We start from the raw sequence: 15,467 nt of genomic DNA on the forward strand, positions 1-15,467 counted from the left end.
CAACATTATCGGTCTTGTCCCTGGTCTATGCACAGCAGCTAACCAGCGAAACGTATTCAACACAATCATTTATTAGGTCAGGCCTCCCCGGCAGTAACGCGCCTCGTCTGAGGCCGCGACCCTGTAGCTGCTGCAGAGCACCGAGGCGCTCGGCCGGTCCTTACGACAATCATCAGCGATCCTTAGGATTGCGCCGCTTCATTGTCCGTTTCGCACCGTTTCGGGTGAAATGAATGGGCATTTTGCGAGCGGTGCCAACGGTTTGGATATGGAACGCGGAAGAACACGGCTTTGCGTCATTCAAACACACGAGGACAGTGGGCAAGCCTGTCCCTAGCGTGCGTCGGCCAGAGCGCAATCAGGAGATGAACCCGTGCTTGGGGGAGGCGAGGGTCAAGTGTCGAAAGCCCGCTCCTTAACGGCGCTGCACGAGAGGGATATTCGGTCATGAATTTCAAAGGTTTGATCAAGCGTGCCGAGACTGTGGAGAAAGCGTTCAAGGAGCTCGAAACCGATCTGGCGGATGCGTTCAGCGAATGTCTCAACGTCGACGATCAGTCGCCGTTGTACGATGTCACTGTGCCGGATGAGACTGTGTCGGATGAAAATCTCGTAGCAACGGATGACAACTCGCAACTCGAGGCCAATGCGGACGCTTTCGAGACCGCGCGACGGCTGACCCCCCATACGCAAACCCGGCTGGCTGCCTTAAGCGCAGTCGATGGGCTCTTTCACGACGCGCAGGAGTATCTGGGGGAGATCAACGCGAAACTGTCGGAAATCGCGACCTCGCATCATCTGACGGGCGAATTCCTGAAACTCCTCCACGGCGACATTCTTCGCGCCAACGAATTGGAGCTGGCAAATACCGGCCTGACCGCGCAGCAAAGAGCGCTGTCCGAACAGCTCCACGACGCAACCAGAAAGCAGCGTGAGCGCGACAGCACTATCGAGGCCCTGCAGCAGCACGACGCGAGCTTGGTCGAGGATAAGGAAGCACTTCGTGGCGCGCTGGCTGCGGCAAGGCTGGAACTCGTCGTGGCAGGCAATGCGAGCGCAAAACGCGAGGCCGAGTTCGGCGAGCTTGTCAAAACGCTCTCGGCCAGAGCCGTCGAGGCCAACAGACGCTCGCGCGAGAACGAGATGCTGCGGGAGAAACATGTCAGCCTGTCGATCGACCTCGACAAGGCGCTGAAACGGGAGGCCGAGGCGCGGCACAGGCTGGACGAACTCTCGACTGTCCATGCCAATGATGCCGCCCAGGTTTCGGAACTGCTGGCTGCGCTTGGCAAGAGCGAGAAAGAGGAAATGCGGCTGCAGAAATCGCTCGATATGGCGCAAGCGAAGCTATCGGAAATAACGGAAGCAGCCCGCCTCAGGGACGGTGACAGGGAAGCCGAGCTTGCGCGCGGTGTCGCGGAGATGACTGGCTTGCGCTCTGAAATCGAGGATCTCCGATCGCGACTGGAGGCCGCCTCCAACCAGAGCAGCGAAGCCGCCAGCGAGATCGCCAGGCTCAAGGCTCAAGCGAGCGACGCGGTGGCGGAAAAGCAAATTGTCGAGCAAAAATTGTCCGCTCTCATAAAAGAGAGCGAAAACGACAAGGTGAATCTTTCCGCGGTCAGCGCGAATTTTTCGCAGCTTTCCCTGCAGCAGGCATCCGAACAGATACAATTCGACGTCCAGCGGCAGGAATGCGAGGATCTGCGTGCCGAAGTCGCGTCGCTTCAAGCCCGGGTCAAGGAGCTGTTGCCCTATGAGCGGCTCCACAAGGTCACCAACGCCAGACCGCGCGAAGACGGCGTGGTCGAGATCACCGCCGCGGTGGCGGATAAGGCCCGCGCCAGCAGGCGGCGCCTCCGCCTGCGCGCTGCATCCTAGCTCAGGCGCGGCAGTCTGAATTTCGACTGGTGCGAAGCGGACATCCGCCAATGAATGGCGGGTCGAGCGTGAGGCTGGCCTTCCCTGCGTCGGCCTGCGATAGTGCACGCCGTGAAGCGGAGGGGGCTGAGCATGCGGCTATTCACAAACCGGAACCACCTCCGGTGGGGGATGTTTGCCTTCATCGCAATCATGGTGCTTTCGCCGAAAGCAGCATCGGCCGATACCATCCCACCCGACAGGATCACCGCGGCCCTTGCGAAGCTCGAATTGCTTGCCGAAGGCGCCGTCGCGGATGGCAGCGTGCCCGGTCTGGCCATCGGCGTCGTGCATGGCGACGAAGTGATCTTCCTCAAGGGGTTCGGGCATTGCGAGGCCGGCAAGCCGCAGGTCGTCGACGCCGACACGGTCTTCCAGATCGCCTCGCTCTCGAAACCGGTCTCCGCAACCGTCGTGGCGGCGCTGGTCAGCGACGGGGCCGTTTCCTGGGGCTCGAAGATCGCCGACCTCGATCCGGGCTTCAGGCTCGCCGAGCCCTATCCGACCAGCGAACTCACGGTCCGCGACCTGTTTTCGCACCGCAGCGGACTTCCGGGCACGGCGGGCGACGACCTCGAGGACATTGGCTATGATCGCGCGGAAATCCTGCGCCGCCTGCGGTTCGTGTCGCCGTCATCGAGCTTTCGTGCCGGCTATTCCTACAGTAATTTCGGACTGACCGAGGGTGCCGTCGCGGCCGCGAAGCCGACAGGCAAATCATGGGAAGAAGTCGCCGAGGAGAAGCTTTACCGTCCGCTTGGAATGAGCTCGACCAGCTCCCGCCACCTGGACTTCATCAAGCACGCCAACCGCGCCGAACTCCACGCCAAGATCGATGGCGCCTGGACCGCGAAGGTCAAGCGCAATCCGGATGCACAGGCGCCAGCAGGCGGCGTCAGCTCTACGGCACGCGATCTCTCGCAATGGATGCGCCTGGTACTCGGCAACGGCGTCTACGCCGGCGAGACGCTCATCAAGGCCGATGCGCTGGACCAGATGCATGTTCCTCTGATGACCCGCGGCAAGAACCCGGTCTCGGGCGGCGAGTCCTTCTACGGTCTTGGCTGGAACATCGAATTTGGCCGGCACGGCCTGAGCTGGGGTCATGCCGGCGCCTTCAGCGTCGGCGCACGCAGCCTGGTGACGCTGTTCCCTCAGGAGAAGCTTGGCATCGTGATCATCGCCAATGCCTTTCCGACAGGCGTGCCGGAGGGACTGTCCGACAGCTTCGCCGATCTCGTCTTCGACGGAACGATGGAGAAGGATTGGGTGAAGGCGTGGGATGACATCTATGCAGGGCTGTTTGGGCCGGCGGTCACGGCGGCCAAGGCCACCTATGCCGCGCCGCCCTCTCCGGCAAGTCCGGCGGCGCCGGCCAGTGCCTATGCAGGCCGCTACTTCAACGACTTCTTCGGCGATGCAGTTGTGTCGGGCGAAGGAGACGCTCTTGTCCTCAAGGTCGGGCCCGCCGGTGCGCGGTCCTATCCACTGAAGCATTTCGACCGCGACCTCTTCGTGACCTTCCCTGATGCCGAGATGCCGGACAGGCCCTCGGCCGTCAGCTTTGCCGTCGGGCCCGACGGCAAGGCGTCGGCCATGATCGTTGATTTTCTAAACGACAATCATCTCGGTACGCTGCAGCGCGTCGGGGATTAGCCGCCAGCGATGAGTAAGCCTTTGCCGGTTCAGGATGCCGGGCCGAACTGGAGCAATTTGAAGCAATCGCCGCTGCCGGACGTCGCCTGCGTCAGGAAGGGTTTCGACCGGTCGATCCATTCCTGGTGCGATCTGGCATCCGCTTCGATCTCATTGGCCGGTACAAGCTTGACGAAGCCGCGCCCCTTGCTGAAAAGCCAGCACGCGCGGCCGAGGAACCGCCTGCCGCGCTGGCGCAGCAGGTCGGCATCGTAAAAGACGTCGAGCACCTCCTGCTTGATCATCCGCTCTTTTTCGGGATTGGTGATTGCAACCTCGATCGGCTCGCCGCCGATCGCATCCTGCAGATCCTTGTAATCCAGGGCGATCTGGGTGGTGGCATATTTGATGTCGCTCTCGTCACGGACGATGTTGAACCATAACGTCGGGTTGAGCTCGTTGACGACGAACGATGCTTCGAAATCGCGTGACAGATTGAGAATATCGAATCCCTGAACATCAACATCGCGCTCGACCAGAAGGATCTGGGAAACCTGCTTGGCGAGCGCCGTTCCATGGGCGCTGACGGCGGCATTGTTGCCGCCGAGTTCCGGACTGACATAGGCGCCGCCATCATCCAGCAACGGATCGAATTCGCCGAGAGCCTCCACGACAGCGCTGCCGCGGGCAACACGCGCCGCCAATTTGGCGAGAACCTGCTGGAGTTCCGTTTCGCGTCTGCGCTGGTCCTGATAATTCTGCTGGAAAAAGAAGATGAAAAGGGACACGCCAATCCCGATCAGGATCACGCCCAGCTGCGAAAAGATATTGCGATAATATTCCAGCAGCTTTTCACGATGGCGCACGTCGTCACGCACACTGTGCGCGACACGGAGATTAACGATCAGCGAAACGATCATTAGCCCGGCACCGACCAGGATCAGGCCGCCGATCAGGACGTAGCCGTGACGTGAGTTGAAGTCCATTCTTTGGCCGCGCTCCCCGAAACCCCAGACAGCGCAGACTAATACCATTCCGCTTCAACACCTACGTCTTCGTAGGGGCGCCGGCGCCGCTGTTCTTACAGCCAGGACTATGCTCGCCATCCGCCTCGTTTCGTAGCGGTCTTCTCGCAGCGGAATTCAGGCCGGGTGCTTGGAACCAATAACGGGCGAGACTGTTCAGCTATGACTTTGATACGACGCCGACGGCCCGGCCGGCTGGGCATGCGGCGATCTTGAGGAGTTCTCGTCATGAAGATTTCGTCCAGATTTCGTTCAGCCGCGGTTGCCGTCATCGCTGCGGCGGCAGTTAGCTTTGCCAGCGTCGCACATGCCGACACTGGTACGATCCGCTTCGCAGTCTACAAGGCGGCCTTTTTCATCGGTGGCTCCGGAGGCGAGGGCACGCTGACCTTCCATGGTCGCCGATATCCAATCTCGGTCGGCGGCATCTCGGGCGGCCTCGCCTTCGGTGCCTCCAAGACTTATTTCAAAGGTACGGTACGCCACATACGCCGCGCTCGGGATGTAGCGGGGGTGTACGGTGCAGCGGGCGGTGGCGGCGCAGTCGGCAAGGGGGCCCAGGTGATCGTCATGACCAATGACAAGGGTGCCCAACTCGAACTCACGGGCCGGCAGGTGGGCCTGCAAGTCAACGCCGATCTCAGTGGTATGAGCATCTCGCTGAAATAAGGGCAGTCACTGCATTCGTCATTCCCTGGATGGGCCGGATTTGGCCGCTCCAAACCGCAGCCCATCCATCAGCAGCGACACCAATCGGCGCGAGCGGTCGCGCCAGTCCTTGGTGTCAGGGGCCGAATAGATGCCGCCCAGCGCATGCAGCACGTCGGAGGCATCGACGTCGCTGCGGATCGAGCCGTCGACGACAGCGGCATCGATCAGCCGCCGCAAGGCGAGCGTGACCCTGCCCGAAACGTCGGAGAACAGGGTTGAGTTGGTCGTGAGCAGGATGCGCAGGCTTGTCGACAGCCCGCGCTTGGTGGCGATGTAGTCGACGAAGCGCTGCATCCATTGTTCGAGCGCGACGTCGGGCGCATGATCGTGGGCGAGCTCGTCGGCCGCCTGGCACAGTCCTTCAACTTCGCGCCGGTAGACCACCTCAACCAGATGCTCGCGGGTTGGGAAATGCCGGTAGAGCGTGCCGATGCCGACGCCGGCCTGGCGCGCAATCTCCTCCAGCGAGGCATCGACGCCATGCGCGGCAAAGGCTTTTGCCGCGACCTCGACCAGCGCATCGCGGTTGCGCTGCGCGTCGGCGCGCAGCGGTTTTGCAACGGCGGCTTCTGTTTTGTCTCCAGATATGACGGGCGGCTCCGCGGCCAATTTTTCTCCAGTGCTGATCCGAAGCATAACCGGATAGGCAGGCCCCGTTTCAAGAACGCGGACGCTTCCAGCTTCGTTACGTCTCTGACAAATATAATCGCAAGTAAATATAATCACAGGATCGGGTCTGGGCTGGCCGGCGTTCCGCCAAGCGAGGCATCTTGCCCGCCTCCGGTGCACGGCCGGTGGATGACGACGAAGGATATTTTCTCGCGGCCGGCACTCCTCATCTGTTCGGCCGATGCCGTGGGGCAAAATTGAGCCCACCTTGAGCACGATCCCCTCAGGATCATTGGACTGTCCTGCCCCTACAGACAGTTCAGGGAGCACCACCGGCTTGGGCCGGTGGTGCTTTTTTGTCTTGAGGCATGACGGCTGGCGCCCTGCCAATTTTCTCCAATTTTGATCAATTTCGATCCGGGGCTTGAACAGAGCAGGGCAGGCCCTTAGGTAATAAACGGAGGCGCCTCCGATTTGTGGAGCGCCTTTATCATGTAATTACGGGATCGGGTATGTTTCCTTCGAGCCTGCAAGCTTCCCTTGGCTGAGATTGGCGGTGTCGGCCGAGAGCATAGTCTCCCTCTCAAGTGGGGAGATAGGCCGTCACCCCTGCCTTCGTCCTCAGACCTAGCCACCTGACGCCCTTGCCCGGCCGGGCACCAGATCATCCCCTCCCGCGTCAAGCAACTGGAGCCAGACGCCCAATGACAAGCAAAACCCGAACTCCAATCCAACTTCAAATCAACGGACACCGGCATGAGCTGGAGGTCGAACCGCGCGTTACGCTGCTCGACGCCTTGCGCAATCATCTCGGCCTGACCGGCACCAAGAAGGGCTGCGACCAGGGCCAGTGCGGCGCTTGCACCGTGCATGTCGACGGCCAGCGCGTGCTGGCCTGCCTGACGCTTGCCACTCAGGCTGAAGGCAGGGACATCACCACCATCGAAGGGCTTGCCGGGGAGGATGGCACGCTGCATGCGGTGCAGGCCGCCTTCCTCGAACAGGACGCCTTCCAGTGCGGCTATTGCACGCCCGGCCAGATCATGTCGGCGGTCGCCTGCATTCGCGAGGGCCATGCCGGCTCCGACGACGAGATCCGCGAATATATGGCCGGCAATCTCTGCCGCTGCGGCGCCTATCCGCATATCGTCGCCGCCGTGCGCCAGGCGGCAATGGAGGCCGCATCATGAAGGACTTTTCATATCTCCGCGCCGGCTCCGTCGATGCGGCCCGCGAGGCAGCGGCGCTGCCGGGCGCCATGCTTTTGGCCGGCGGCACGACGCTTGTCGATCTCGCGAAATGCGGCGTTGCCGAACTCGAGACCGTGGTCGACATCACCCATCTCAAGGGACTGGACACGATTGCCGTCGATGACCGCGGCGCCATGATCGGCGCGCTGGCCAGGATGAGCCAAGTCGCCGACCATGCCGATATCAAGAGTAGGTTCCCTGCCGTCTCGGAGGCGCTATGGCAGGCGGCGTCGGCGCAGCTGCGCAACATGGCGACGGTCGGCGGCAATCTGATGCAGCGTACACGCTGCCCCTATTTCCGCGATCCGGCGAATTTCCCCGCCTGCAACAAGCGCTCGCCCGGCAGCGGCTGCTCGGCCATCGGCGGCGTCACCCGCGGCCATGCCGTGCTCGGCACCAGCGAGGCCTGCATCGCCACCTATCCCGGCGACCTGGCGATTGCGCTCGTCGCCTTCGACGCGATCGTCCGTCTCGGCGAACGCCAGATTGCCGTCGATGACTTTTTCCTGCTGCCTGGCAGCACGCCCGAAAGGGAACACACGATCGAGCCCGGCGAGATGATCACCGCGATCGGCATTCCGGCTTCCGCCGCCGCCCGCCGCTCGACCTATCTCAAGGTCCGCGACCGCCAGTCCTATGAATTCGCTGCGGCAAGTGCTGCGGTCGGCATTGAATTCGAGGCCGACGGCACGACGATCCGCGATCTGCGTGTCGCGCTTGGTGGCGTCGCCACCAAGCCATGGCGCGCCCGCGCCGTCGAAGAGGCGCTGAAAGGCAAGGTGCTCGAGCCGGAGGTCGTCAGGCAGGCCAGCCTGCTCGCCGTCGAGGGCGCCGTCGACCATGGCGCCAACCACTATAAGATCGAACTGGCGCCGCGCGTCGTCGCCCGTGCCATCCTCAAAATGGGAGAAACGGCATGACCGTTCACGAGTTGAGAACAAGACCCGGCGATGCCAAACGCGGCGACGCTTCGGACGGTGCCGTCCTCGCGGATCAGGTCGGTGGCCGGCTGTCGCGCGTCGATGGCCCGGCCAAGATCACGGGTGCCGCCAAATACGCCGTCGAGCAGCGGCTCGAGGGGCTCACCCATGCGGTGCTGGTCGAGAGCACCATTGCCGCCGGCCGCGTGCGTTCGATCGACACGGCGGCGGCCGAGGCGGCGCCCGGCGTGCTTCTGGTGCTGACGCCCGACAATATCCTGCCGCTGAGAACGGCAACGGACTGGCTGGGCACGCCGCCCCCTGCCGTTGCCTATTGCCCGCTGGCGCGCGACATCACCTTCAGCGGCCAGCATGTCGCGGCGGTCATCGCCGAAAGTTTCGAGCAGGCGGTCGCCGCCGCGGCGCTGGTCAAAATCGCCTGTGACGAGGCGCCGGCGATCGTCGACCTCAGCGACCCAAAGGCCGGCGACGGCATCCCGGTCGATGCGATGACCAAGGAATGGGGCGAGGCGGAGACAGCCTTCACCTCGGCTCCGGTCAGGATCTGCAACGCCTACAACACGCCGCGCGAATACCAGGCGCCGATGGAGCCGCATGGCCTGATCGCAAAGTGGAAGGGCGACCAGCTGACGGTCTGGGAGCCGAGCCAATGGCTCGACGGCATGGCGCGGACCTATGCCGAATGGTTCGGCGTGCCGTTCGAGAATGTACGATTGGTCTCGCCCTATATTGGCGGCGGCTTCGGCTCCAAGGCGTTCGCCTACGGCTACGGCGCCGTGGCGGCAGTCGCCGCGAAAATGCTGGGACGACCGGTGAAGCTGGCGGTCACCAGGCCACAGACCTTCACCGCCTATGGCGGACGGGCGGCGACGCGCCAGACGGTGGCGCTCGGCGCCGATCACGACGGCAAAATCCAATCGATCGTGCATCGTGGGGTCAACGAGACCTCGGTCGATGGCATGTGGGTCGAGCCGCTCGGCTCGGTCACGTCGGTCATGTACGCGACGCCGAATTTCTCGTCGCGGCAGAACGTCGTGCGGGTCAACACGGTGGTGCCGGGGGCATTGCGCGCGCCGGGCGAGAACCCGAGCGCCTTCGGTATCGAAAGCGCGATCGACGAGCTCGCCTATGAGGTCGGTATCGACCCGCTGGAAATCCGGCTCAGGAACTATGCCGAGCAGGATCCACATGCGAAGAAGCCGTGGTCGACACGGCAGCTGCGCGAGGCGTTCGCGGCCGGCGCCGAAGCCTTTGGCTGGTCGAAGCGGGACCCCCGGCCGCGCTCGATGCGGGACGGCAACCAACTGGTCGGCTGGGGCGTCGCCGCCGGTACCTATCCGGTGCGGCGCGCCTATGGCGAGGCGGTCGTGCGCATTCTTGCCGACGGCTCGGTCGAGGTCGAAAGCTCATCGATCGATATGGGGCAGGGCACCTACACGATCCTGGCGCAGACCGCCGCCGAGGTGGTGGGCGTGCCGGCGGAAAACGTCGTCGTCAAGCTTGGCGATTCCCGCTATGCCCGCGCCGGCGTCACCGGCGGCTCGCGGCTGGCCGGGGTGATGACGGGCGCCGTCCACAAGGCGGCGAGCGCCGCACTCGACCAGTTGATCGGGCTCGCCATCAGCGATCCGGCTTCGCCGTTCCATACGCTGCAGGCCAACACGCTCGTCGTCGCCGGCGGCCGCATTTTATCACCGCGCGGCGATGGCCCTGAAGTTTGCATCGCCGAACTGCTCAGCAGCGTCGGGCGCGAGCATATCGAGGCGAAGGGCGACACCATGCCGGCCAATTCGACGGCCGAGGACCGCTACAAGAACTTCACCACCATCGCCATGGCGCTGCCGCACACCGAGGGCAACTATTCCCGCCACAGCTGGTGCGCGCATTTCATCGAAGTGCGCGTCGACGAGGACTTTGGCACGGTTCGGGTGTCGCGCGTGGTGTCGGCACTGGATTCAGGCCGGCTCTACAACCCCAAGCTCGCCGAAAGCCAGTGGAAGGGCGGCATCATCATGGGCATCGGCCAGGCGCTGCTCGAGGAAGGCATCGTCGACCGCCGGCATGGGCGCATCGTCAACAACAACCTCGCCGACTATCTCATTGCCACCAATGCCGACATTCCCGACATCGAGGTGATCTCGGTCGGTATTCCCGATCCGCATTCCTCGGTGCTCGGCGGCAAGGGGGTCGGCGAACTGGGCATCGTCGGCGTGGCGCCGGCGATCGCCAATGCGGTATTCCACGCCACCGGGAAACGGGTGCGGGACCTGCCGATCACGCTGGAGAAGCTGATCTGAGGTGGAGGCGAGTAATCTCCCCCCTTGCGGGGAGATGGCCGGCAGGCCAGAGGGGGTCGTCTCGCGTGAAGCGCCAGCCTTCTCTGTCGGCGACAAGAGGCCGCTTCCAGTCGAGCCGACCCCCTCTGTCGCCTTTGGCGACATCTCCCCCTCGAGGGGGGAGATTGCGCGCTCGGCCGTTTTCGCCTCCTCACCACTGCAACTGGAACGCGAGCTTGCCGAAATGCCTCCCGCCGGCTGCCATATGCGCGTACGCCTCGGTCGCCTCGTGCTGGCTGTAGATTGTGTCGATGACCGGATCGATACGGGCGGCGCCGATGGCGCGCGCCGCGTCGCGCAGGTCGGACACCGAACCGGTGTTGTTGCCCACTACCTTGAGCGCCTTAATGATGATCGGCAGCAGGTTCGTGGTGGCCTCGGCGCCGGTGACGAAGCCGATGGCGAACACCGTGCCGCCGGGCGCCGCGGCATTGATGGAGCGGGCGAAGGTGGCCGAGCCGCCGGTTTCGACGATCAGGTCGGCGCCGAGGCCGTCGGTCAGATCGAGCACCTTGGCGTCCCAGTCCGGCGTCTCACGATAATTGATGAGATGATCCGCACCCAAGGCCTTGGCGCGCGCCAGCTTTTCGTCCGACGACGAGGTGATGATGACCGTGGCGCCGGCTGCCTTGGCCAGCTGCAGGGTCAAGATCGAGACACCGCCGGTACCGAGCAGGACGACGACCGATCCGGGCCCGGCATCGGCGGCGCGAACCGCATTCCACGCGGTGGTACCGGCGATCGGCAGCGTCGCCGCTGCTTCGAAAGACAAATGCGCCGGCGTCGGCACGACGGCATTGGCCGGCAGCGCGACATATTCGGCGAGTGAGCCAGGCAGTGTCAGCCCGCGCATCTCCCTGGTCTCGTAAGGCCGCGGACGGCCGCCGATCCAGCGCGGTTTTGCATGGGCGATAACGCGGTCGTTGATGGCGAGCTTCGACACGCCCTCGCCGATGCCGACGATCTCGCCAGCGCCATCGACGACGGGAATGAGCGGAAAGCTCGGACCTGGATAGTTGCCGCTTGCTATAGCGACATCGACAAAATTGAGGCTTGCGGCGCGCAGGCGGATCAGCACTTCGCCGCGCTGCGGTTCGGGCGTGGGAACGGTGGCCTCGCGAAACGCGTCCAGTCTCGGGGCAGTTAGTTCGATGGCTTTCATGTCTCACTCCGGTTGGTGGGCCGATTGACGGGCCGGGATTGAGTGAAACTATCTGCTGCGCTATTGGTATATAATCCTTGGCTTTTGCATTTGAGCTCTGCGCATGATGCAGCAATCGCACGAACCGGCAGCATTGGCCGAAATGGCCGCCTTCGCGGCAATCGCCGAAGCACGCTCCTTCACCAAGGCGGCGGCTCGCATCGGCCGCGACGCGACGATCCTGTCGCGGCGCCTTGCCTCGCTGGAAGAGCGGTTGGGCGTGCGCCTGCTGCATCGGACGACGCGAAGCGTGTCGCTGACCGAGGCGGGTTCGGAGTTCCTTGTCCGCGTCCGCGCCATCTTGGCCGCGGTCGACGAGGCCGAGGCTGCAGCGTCGGCGCATGCCGGCGGCGGGCCGCGCGGCGTGCTGCGGCTGGCATTGCCCGGCTCGTTCGGGCGCATGTGGATCGGCCCGCTGCTGCCACAGTTTCTCGCCGAATTTCCCGACGTCCGTATAGAGGCCGAGTTCTCCAACCGCTTCGTAGATCTCGTCGCCGAGAATTTCGATGTCGCCGTTCGTCTCGGCGCGCTGCAGGATTCGCGGCTGGTGGCGCGCAAGGTGGCGACACGGCGGCGGCTGCTATGCGCCGCACCGTACTACCTTGCCCGCCGGGGCACGCCAGCTGCGCCGGAAGCGCTGCTGGAACACAGCTGTCTCGGCTTCTCGGGCTTCCAGACCTTTCCGGCGTGGGAGATGACAGACAGATCGGGCCGCCGCGTCAGTATCGAAGTTTCCGGGCCGCTGGTCACCGACGATGCCGAGGTGCTGGTCGAAGCCGCCGTGCAGGGCGTCGGGTTGATGATGAGTACAGATTGGCTGGTCGGACGCGAGCTCGCCGACGGCCGGCTGGTGCCAGTGCTGGAGGACTGGACGCTTGCCGACGAGGGCGCCGTCTATGTCGTCATGCCTTCGGCCAAGGGACAAGCCGCCAAGACACGTGCCTTCGCCGACTGGATCGGCAAACGCTTTGCGCCGGTCCCGCCATGGAGGTGAGGGTGGAGCTGCCAATCTCCCCCCAAGTGGGGGAGATTGGCAGCTTCAGCCCCTCACCTCTCCGCACCCGGCTGCTTGATGAAATGACCGAGCAGATCCATCGGCACCGGAAACACGACCGTCGACGAGCGCTCACCGGCGATGTCATGGAGAGCCTCGAAATAGCGTAGCTGCATGGCTTGCGGTGCTTCGGCCAGCATCTTGCCGGCCTCGACGAGCTTTGCCGCCGCCTGCTGTTCGCCATCGGCATTGATCACTTTCGCACGCCGCAGCCGTTCGGCCTCGGCCTGCTTGGCGATGGCGCGGACCATGTTTTCGTTGAGGTCGACATGCTTGATCTCGACGTCGGAGACCTTGATGCCCCAGGCATCGGTGCGCTGGTCGAGAATCTCCTGGATATCGCTGTTGAGCTTGTCACGTTCGGCCAGCATTTCATCGAGCTCATGCTTGCCGAGCACCGAGCGCAACGTGGTCTGTGCCAGCTGGTTGGTGGCGGTCATGAAGTCTTCGACCTGGATCACCGCCCGCTCGGCGTCGACGATACGAAAATACAGCACCGCGTTGACCTTCACCGAGACGTTGTCGCGCGAGATCACGTCCTGCGGCGGGACGTCCTGGACCACCACTCGCAGGTCGACCTTCACCATCTGCTGCACGAAGGGGATGAGGATGATAAGGCCGGGGCCCTTGACCCCGGTGAAGCGGCCGAGCGTGAAGACCACGCCGCGCTGATATTCCCGCAGGATGCGAATGGCCGCGGATAGGAACATGACCACGACGAGCGCTGCCGCCAGATAGGCTACATAACCGATGATCATTGCCTTGCTCCATCGCTTCTCACATTGCGGCGCCGTATCGTCAGCACAAGATCCCTGACATCGGCCACCTCGACGCTGTCGCCCACTGCAAGCGGTTCGTCGGCTTTTGCCCGCCAGCGCTCGCCCCGGGCGAGCACGTGGCCCTCGCTGCCCTGCCAGTCGAGGATCTCCGCCGGCATCCCCTGCATGGCCTGTGCGCCAACACGCGGAACGTTCTTGCGGGCCGCCCACAGATAGCTGCCGGTCAACAGCGCCAGGCCGAGCGTCAGGACGGCGGCGGTGCCAATAACGGCCCACGACATCTCGAAGCCAGGCCCCTCGATCCTGAGCAGCATGGCAGCGCCCAGCAGAAACGCAGCCACGCCTCCCAGCCCAAGGACCACAGTCGGGTTCAGGGCTTCGACGACTAGGAAGATGATGCCAAGCAGCATCAAGGCAAGGCCGGCATAGCTGATCGGCAGGAGATTGAGCGCATAGAGCCCAAGCAGAAGGCAAATCGTGCCGATCACGCCGGGCGCGACTGCGCCCGGGCTCGTGAACTCGAAGACGAGGCCGTAGACGCCGACCAGCATCAGGATGACGGCGACGTTCGGGTCCGTGATGACGGCGAGAAGCCGGATGAGCCAGCCGGGCTCGAGCGTTTCAACCGGCAGCCCTTTGGTCGCCAATGCCTCTTTTTTGCCGGCGATCTCGACGGTCCGGCCGTCGGCCAGTTGAAGCAGTTCGGTGATGTCGCGGGCGACGAAGTCGATGACATGCTGCTGCAGCGCCGCGCCGGCCGACAGGCTGGCCGCCTCGCGCACGGCCTTTTCTCCCCATTCGGCATTGCGCCCGCGCAATTCAGCCAGGCTGCGGATCAGGGCAACGGCATCGTTCGTCGCCTTAGCTATCATCGCATCGCCGGCCGGCGCATTCTTCTTGTCCTTGTCCGCCTCGGGGCCATCGTTCTTGTGCCCGCCGGGAAACGACGGCAGCGGCCCACCCATCTCGATCGGCGTTGCCGCGCCCAGATTCGTGCCGGGCGCCATCGCCGCCAGATGGGTGGCATAGAGGATGTAGGTTCCAGCGCTCGCCGCATGCCCGCCGGCGGGCGCGACATAGCCGATGACGGGAACCGGCGAGGCGAGGATGCCGGCGATCATCTCGCGCATGCTGGTGACCAGCCCGCCGGGCGTGTCCATCTGCAGGATGAGAGCCTGGACGTTTCGGTCCGCGGCCACCGCCAGCGCTTCCTCGAGCTGCCTGGCACTTGCCGGACCAATGGCGCCATCGATCTCGACGCGCAACGCAATTTTCTCCCGGCCGTTCGCCTCTCCGGTTGCGGAAGAGGCACAAACGGCAGCAACAGCCACGAAAGCCGCGGCAAGCAGGACCGCACGCGCGAGTTTCACGCTCAAAGCTCCACATCCAGGATATGGGCTGGATTTTGCCGAAATCCATGTGGAAGCTGCCGATCTCCCCCTCCGGGCCCCCTCCGTGGGGAGATGTCCGGCAAGACAGAAGAGTTTCAAGCGCCGGCAATGAACCCCTGATAGGTGTGCAGACAGCAGTCCTTCTGTTCAGTCTTCATACGACGCGCTTGTTGTTCTTATGCATGTCGTTATCCCAAAACCGCTGCGCACTTCTGGGCGACATGCATTAGCGGGTTCTATTGCGCGGTGTCCTCCTGGATTGTCTGTTCCTGGATTCGGGCGGGTGCCCCGAGACACAGATCGTAGCCGATCGTACACTTGTTCAGGCATTCGTTGCGCGCATTGATTGACCGGACGCTGTTGTAGTCGATCGGCTGAGCCTGGCATTGGTTCTGGCACTCCCGGTCCTTCTCGGCGCAGTTCGTGCCGTGGCCTTTGGGGTACTTCTTGCCAGCCGCTTCGCCATTCAGTGGCATGACCGCCAGGAACACCAGCAGGGTCGGTATCAGTCGGAGCACACGCATGGATCCTCCTTCGCACGTCGGAGCCTTAGCAAATCGGAGGCGATGCTAGCGCGCCACTTCCCCTGGCCGCATCGCCCGCGCGGGGGATAGA

13 protein-coding genes are annotated in these 15,467 nt (G+C 63.6%); 7 read left to right on the forward strand and 6 right to left on the reverse strand.

The annotated features are described in order from the left end of the window. The first annotated feature begins 447 nt into the window (after positions 1 to 447). Positions 448 to 1,881: a coiled-coil domain-containing protein gene (locus AC0L2P_RS22790; RefSeq protein WP_473504231.1), complete on the forward strand. Its 1,434-nt coding sequence runs from the start codon at positions 448 to 450 to the stop codon at positions 1,879 to 1,881. 132 nt (positions 1,882 to 2,013) lie between these two features. After that, positions 2,014 to 3,576: a serine hydrolase gene (locus AC0L2P_RS22795; RefSeq protein ID WP_473504233.1), complete on the forward strand. Its 1,563-nt coding sequence runs from the start codon at positions 2,014 to 2,016 to the stop codon at positions 3,574 to 3,576. A 29-nt stretch (positions 3,577 to 3,605) separates the two neighbouring features. Here AC0L2P_RS22795 and AC0L2P_RS22800 read toward each other — a convergent pair whose 3' ends face one another. Continuing rightward, a complete protein-coding gene (locus tag AC0L2P_RS22800) occupies positions 3,606 to 4,541 on the reverse strand; it encodes a hypothetical protein (RefSeq protein ID WP_473504235.1) in 936 nt (311 codons plus the stop codon). Between the two features lie 267 nt (positions 4,542 to 4,808). Between AC0L2P_RS22800 and AC0L2P_RS22805 the strand changes: the two genes are divergently transcribed. Next, entirely contained in the window at positions 4,809 to 5,249 is a 441-nt protein-coding gene (locus tag AC0L2P_RS22805; RefSeq protein WP_473504237.1) for a hypothetical protein, read from the forward strand. A gap of 18 nt (positions 5,250 to 5,267) precedes the next feature. Here AC0L2P_RS22805 and AC0L2P_RS22810 read toward each other — a convergent pair whose 3' ends face one another. Next, positions 5,268 to 5,900 carry a TetR/AcrR family transcriptional regulator gene (locus tag AC0L2P_RS22810; protein ID WP_473504239.1) on the reverse strand — a complete coding sequence of 211 codons (633 nt, stop codon included), beginning with the start codon at positions 5,898 to 5,900 and terminating at the stop codon, positions 5,268 to 5,270. Between the two features lie 704 nt (positions 5,901 to 6,604). Between AC0L2P_RS22810 and AC0L2P_RS22815 the strand changes: the two genes are divergently transcribed. The 3 genes from AC0L2P_RS22815 to AC0L2P_RS22825 are packed head-to-tail and all read left to right on the forward strand — an operon-like array spanning position 6,605 to position 10,388. Next, positions 6,605 to 7,090 carry a (2Fe-2S)-binding protein gene (locus AC0L2P_RS22815; protein WP_473504241.1) on the forward strand — a complete coding sequence of 162 codons (486 nt, stop codon included), beginning with the start codon at positions 6,605 to 6,607 and terminating at the stop codon, positions 7,088 to 7,090. Further along, positions 7,087 to 8,070 carry an FAD binding domain-containing protein gene (locus AC0L2P_RS22820; protein WP_473504243.1) on the forward strand — a complete coding sequence of 328 codons (984 nt, stop codon included), beginning with the start codon at positions 7,087 to 7,089 and terminating at the stop codon, positions 8,068 to 8,070. The genes AC0L2P_RS22815 and AC0L2P_RS22820 overlap by 4 nt, the downstream gene beginning before the upstream one ends. Beyond that, complete coding sequence (locus AC0L2P_RS22825) at positions 8,067 to 10,388, forward strand: xanthine dehydrogenase family protein molybdopterin-binding subunit (RefSeq protein WP_473504245.1); 2,322 nt, start codon at positions 8,067 to 8,069, stop codon at positions 10,386 to 10,388. Before AC0L2P_RS22820 ends, AC0L2P_RS22825 begins: the two co-directional genes overlap by 4 nt. Positions 10,389 to 10,578: 190 nt before the next feature. On the opposite strand, the gene AC0L2P_RS22830 is transcribed toward AC0L2P_RS22825, so the two are convergent. Continuing rightward, entirely contained in the window at positions 10,579 to 11,589 is a 1,011-nt protein-coding gene (locus AC0L2P_RS22830) for a zinc-dependent alcohol dehydrogenase family protein (protein ID WP_473504247.1), read from the reverse strand. Between the two features lie 106 nt (positions 11,590 to 11,695). Between AC0L2P_RS22830 and AC0L2P_RS22835 the strand changes: the two genes are divergently transcribed. Further along, positions 11,696 to 12,622 carry a LysR family transcriptional regulator gene (locus tag AC0L2P_RS22835; protein WP_473504439.1) on the forward strand — a complete coding sequence of 309 codons (927 nt, stop codon included), beginning with the start codon at positions 11,696 to 11,698 and terminating at the stop codon, positions 12,620 to 12,622. 53 nt (positions 12,623 to 12,675) lie between these two features. Here AC0L2P_RS22835 and AC0L2P_RS22840 read toward each other — a convergent pair whose 3' ends face one another. The 3 genes from AC0L2P_RS22840 to AC0L2P_RS22850 form a co-directional block, all read right to left on the reverse strand. After that, positions 12,676 to 13,440 carry a slipin family protein gene (locus tag AC0L2P_RS22840; protein ID WP_473504249.1) on the reverse strand — a complete coding sequence of 255 codons (765 nt, stop codon included), beginning with the start codon at positions 13,438 to 13,440 and terminating at the stop codon, positions 12,676 to 12,678. Then, positions 13,437 to 14,831: an NfeD family protein gene (locus tag AC0L2P_RS22845; protein WP_473504251.1), complete on the reverse strand. Its 1,395-nt coding sequence runs from the start codon at positions 14,829 to 14,831 to the stop codon at positions 13,437 to 13,439. The genes AC0L2P_RS22840 and AC0L2P_RS22845 overlap by 4 nt, the downstream gene beginning before the upstream one ends. A 257-nt stretch (positions 14,832 to 15,088) precedes the next feature. After that, entirely contained in the window at positions 15,089 to 15,376 is a 288-nt protein-coding gene (locus AC0L2P_RS22850) for a hypothetical protein (protein WP_473504253.1), read from the reverse strand. Positions 15,377 to 15,467: the final 91 nt, after the last annotated feature.

The organism is Mesorhizobium sp. WSM4836 (assembly GCF_055811815.1).

Bases quoted from the DNA above. Each gene is read 5' to 3' on its own strand.
- AC0L2P_RS22790 (WP_473504231.1), top strand. From the start codon at position 448: ATGAATTTCAAAGGTTTGATCAAGCGTGCCGAGACTGTGGAGAAAGCG.
- AC0L2P_RS22795 (WP_473504233.1), top strand. From the start codon at position 2,014: ATGCGGCTATTCACAAACCGGAACCACCTCCGGTGGGGGATGTTTGCC.
- AC0L2P_RS22800 (WP_473504235.1), bottom strand. From the start codon at position 4,541: ATGGACTTCAACTCACGTCACGGCTACGTCCTGATCGGCGGCCTGATC.
- AC0L2P_RS22805 (WP_473504237.1), top strand. From the start codon at position 4,809: ATGAAGATTTCGTCCAGATTTCGTTCAGCCGCGGTTGCCGTCATCGCT.
- AC0L2P_RS22815 (WP_473504241.1), top strand. From the start codon at position 6,605: ATGACAAGCAAAACCCGAACTCCAATCCAACTTCAAATCAACGGACAC.
- AC0L2P_RS22820 (WP_473504243.1), top strand. From the start codon at position 7,087: ATGAAGGACTTTTCATATCTCCGCGCCGGCTCCGTCGATGCGGCCCGC.
- AC0L2P_RS22825 (WP_473504245.1), top strand. From the start codon at position 8,067: ATGACCGTTCACGAGTTGAGAACAAGACCCGGCGATGCCAAACGCGGC.
- AC0L2P_RS22830 (WP_473504247.1), bottom strand. From the start codon at position 11,589: ATGAAAGCCATCGAACTAACTGCCCCGAGACTGGACGCGTTTCGCGAG.
- AC0L2P_RS22835 (WP_473504439.1), top strand. From the start codon at position 11,696: ATGCAGCAATCGCACGAACCGGCAGCATTGGCCGAAATGGCCGCCTTC.
- AC0L2P_RS22840 (WP_473504249.1), bottom strand. From the start codon at position 13,440: ATGATCATCGGTTATGTAGCCTATCTGGCGGCAGCGCTCGTCGTGGTC.
- AC0L2P_RS22850 (WP_473504253.1), bottom strand. From the start codon at position 15,376: ATGCGTGTGCTCCGACTGATACCGACCCTGCTGGTGTTCCTGGCGGTC.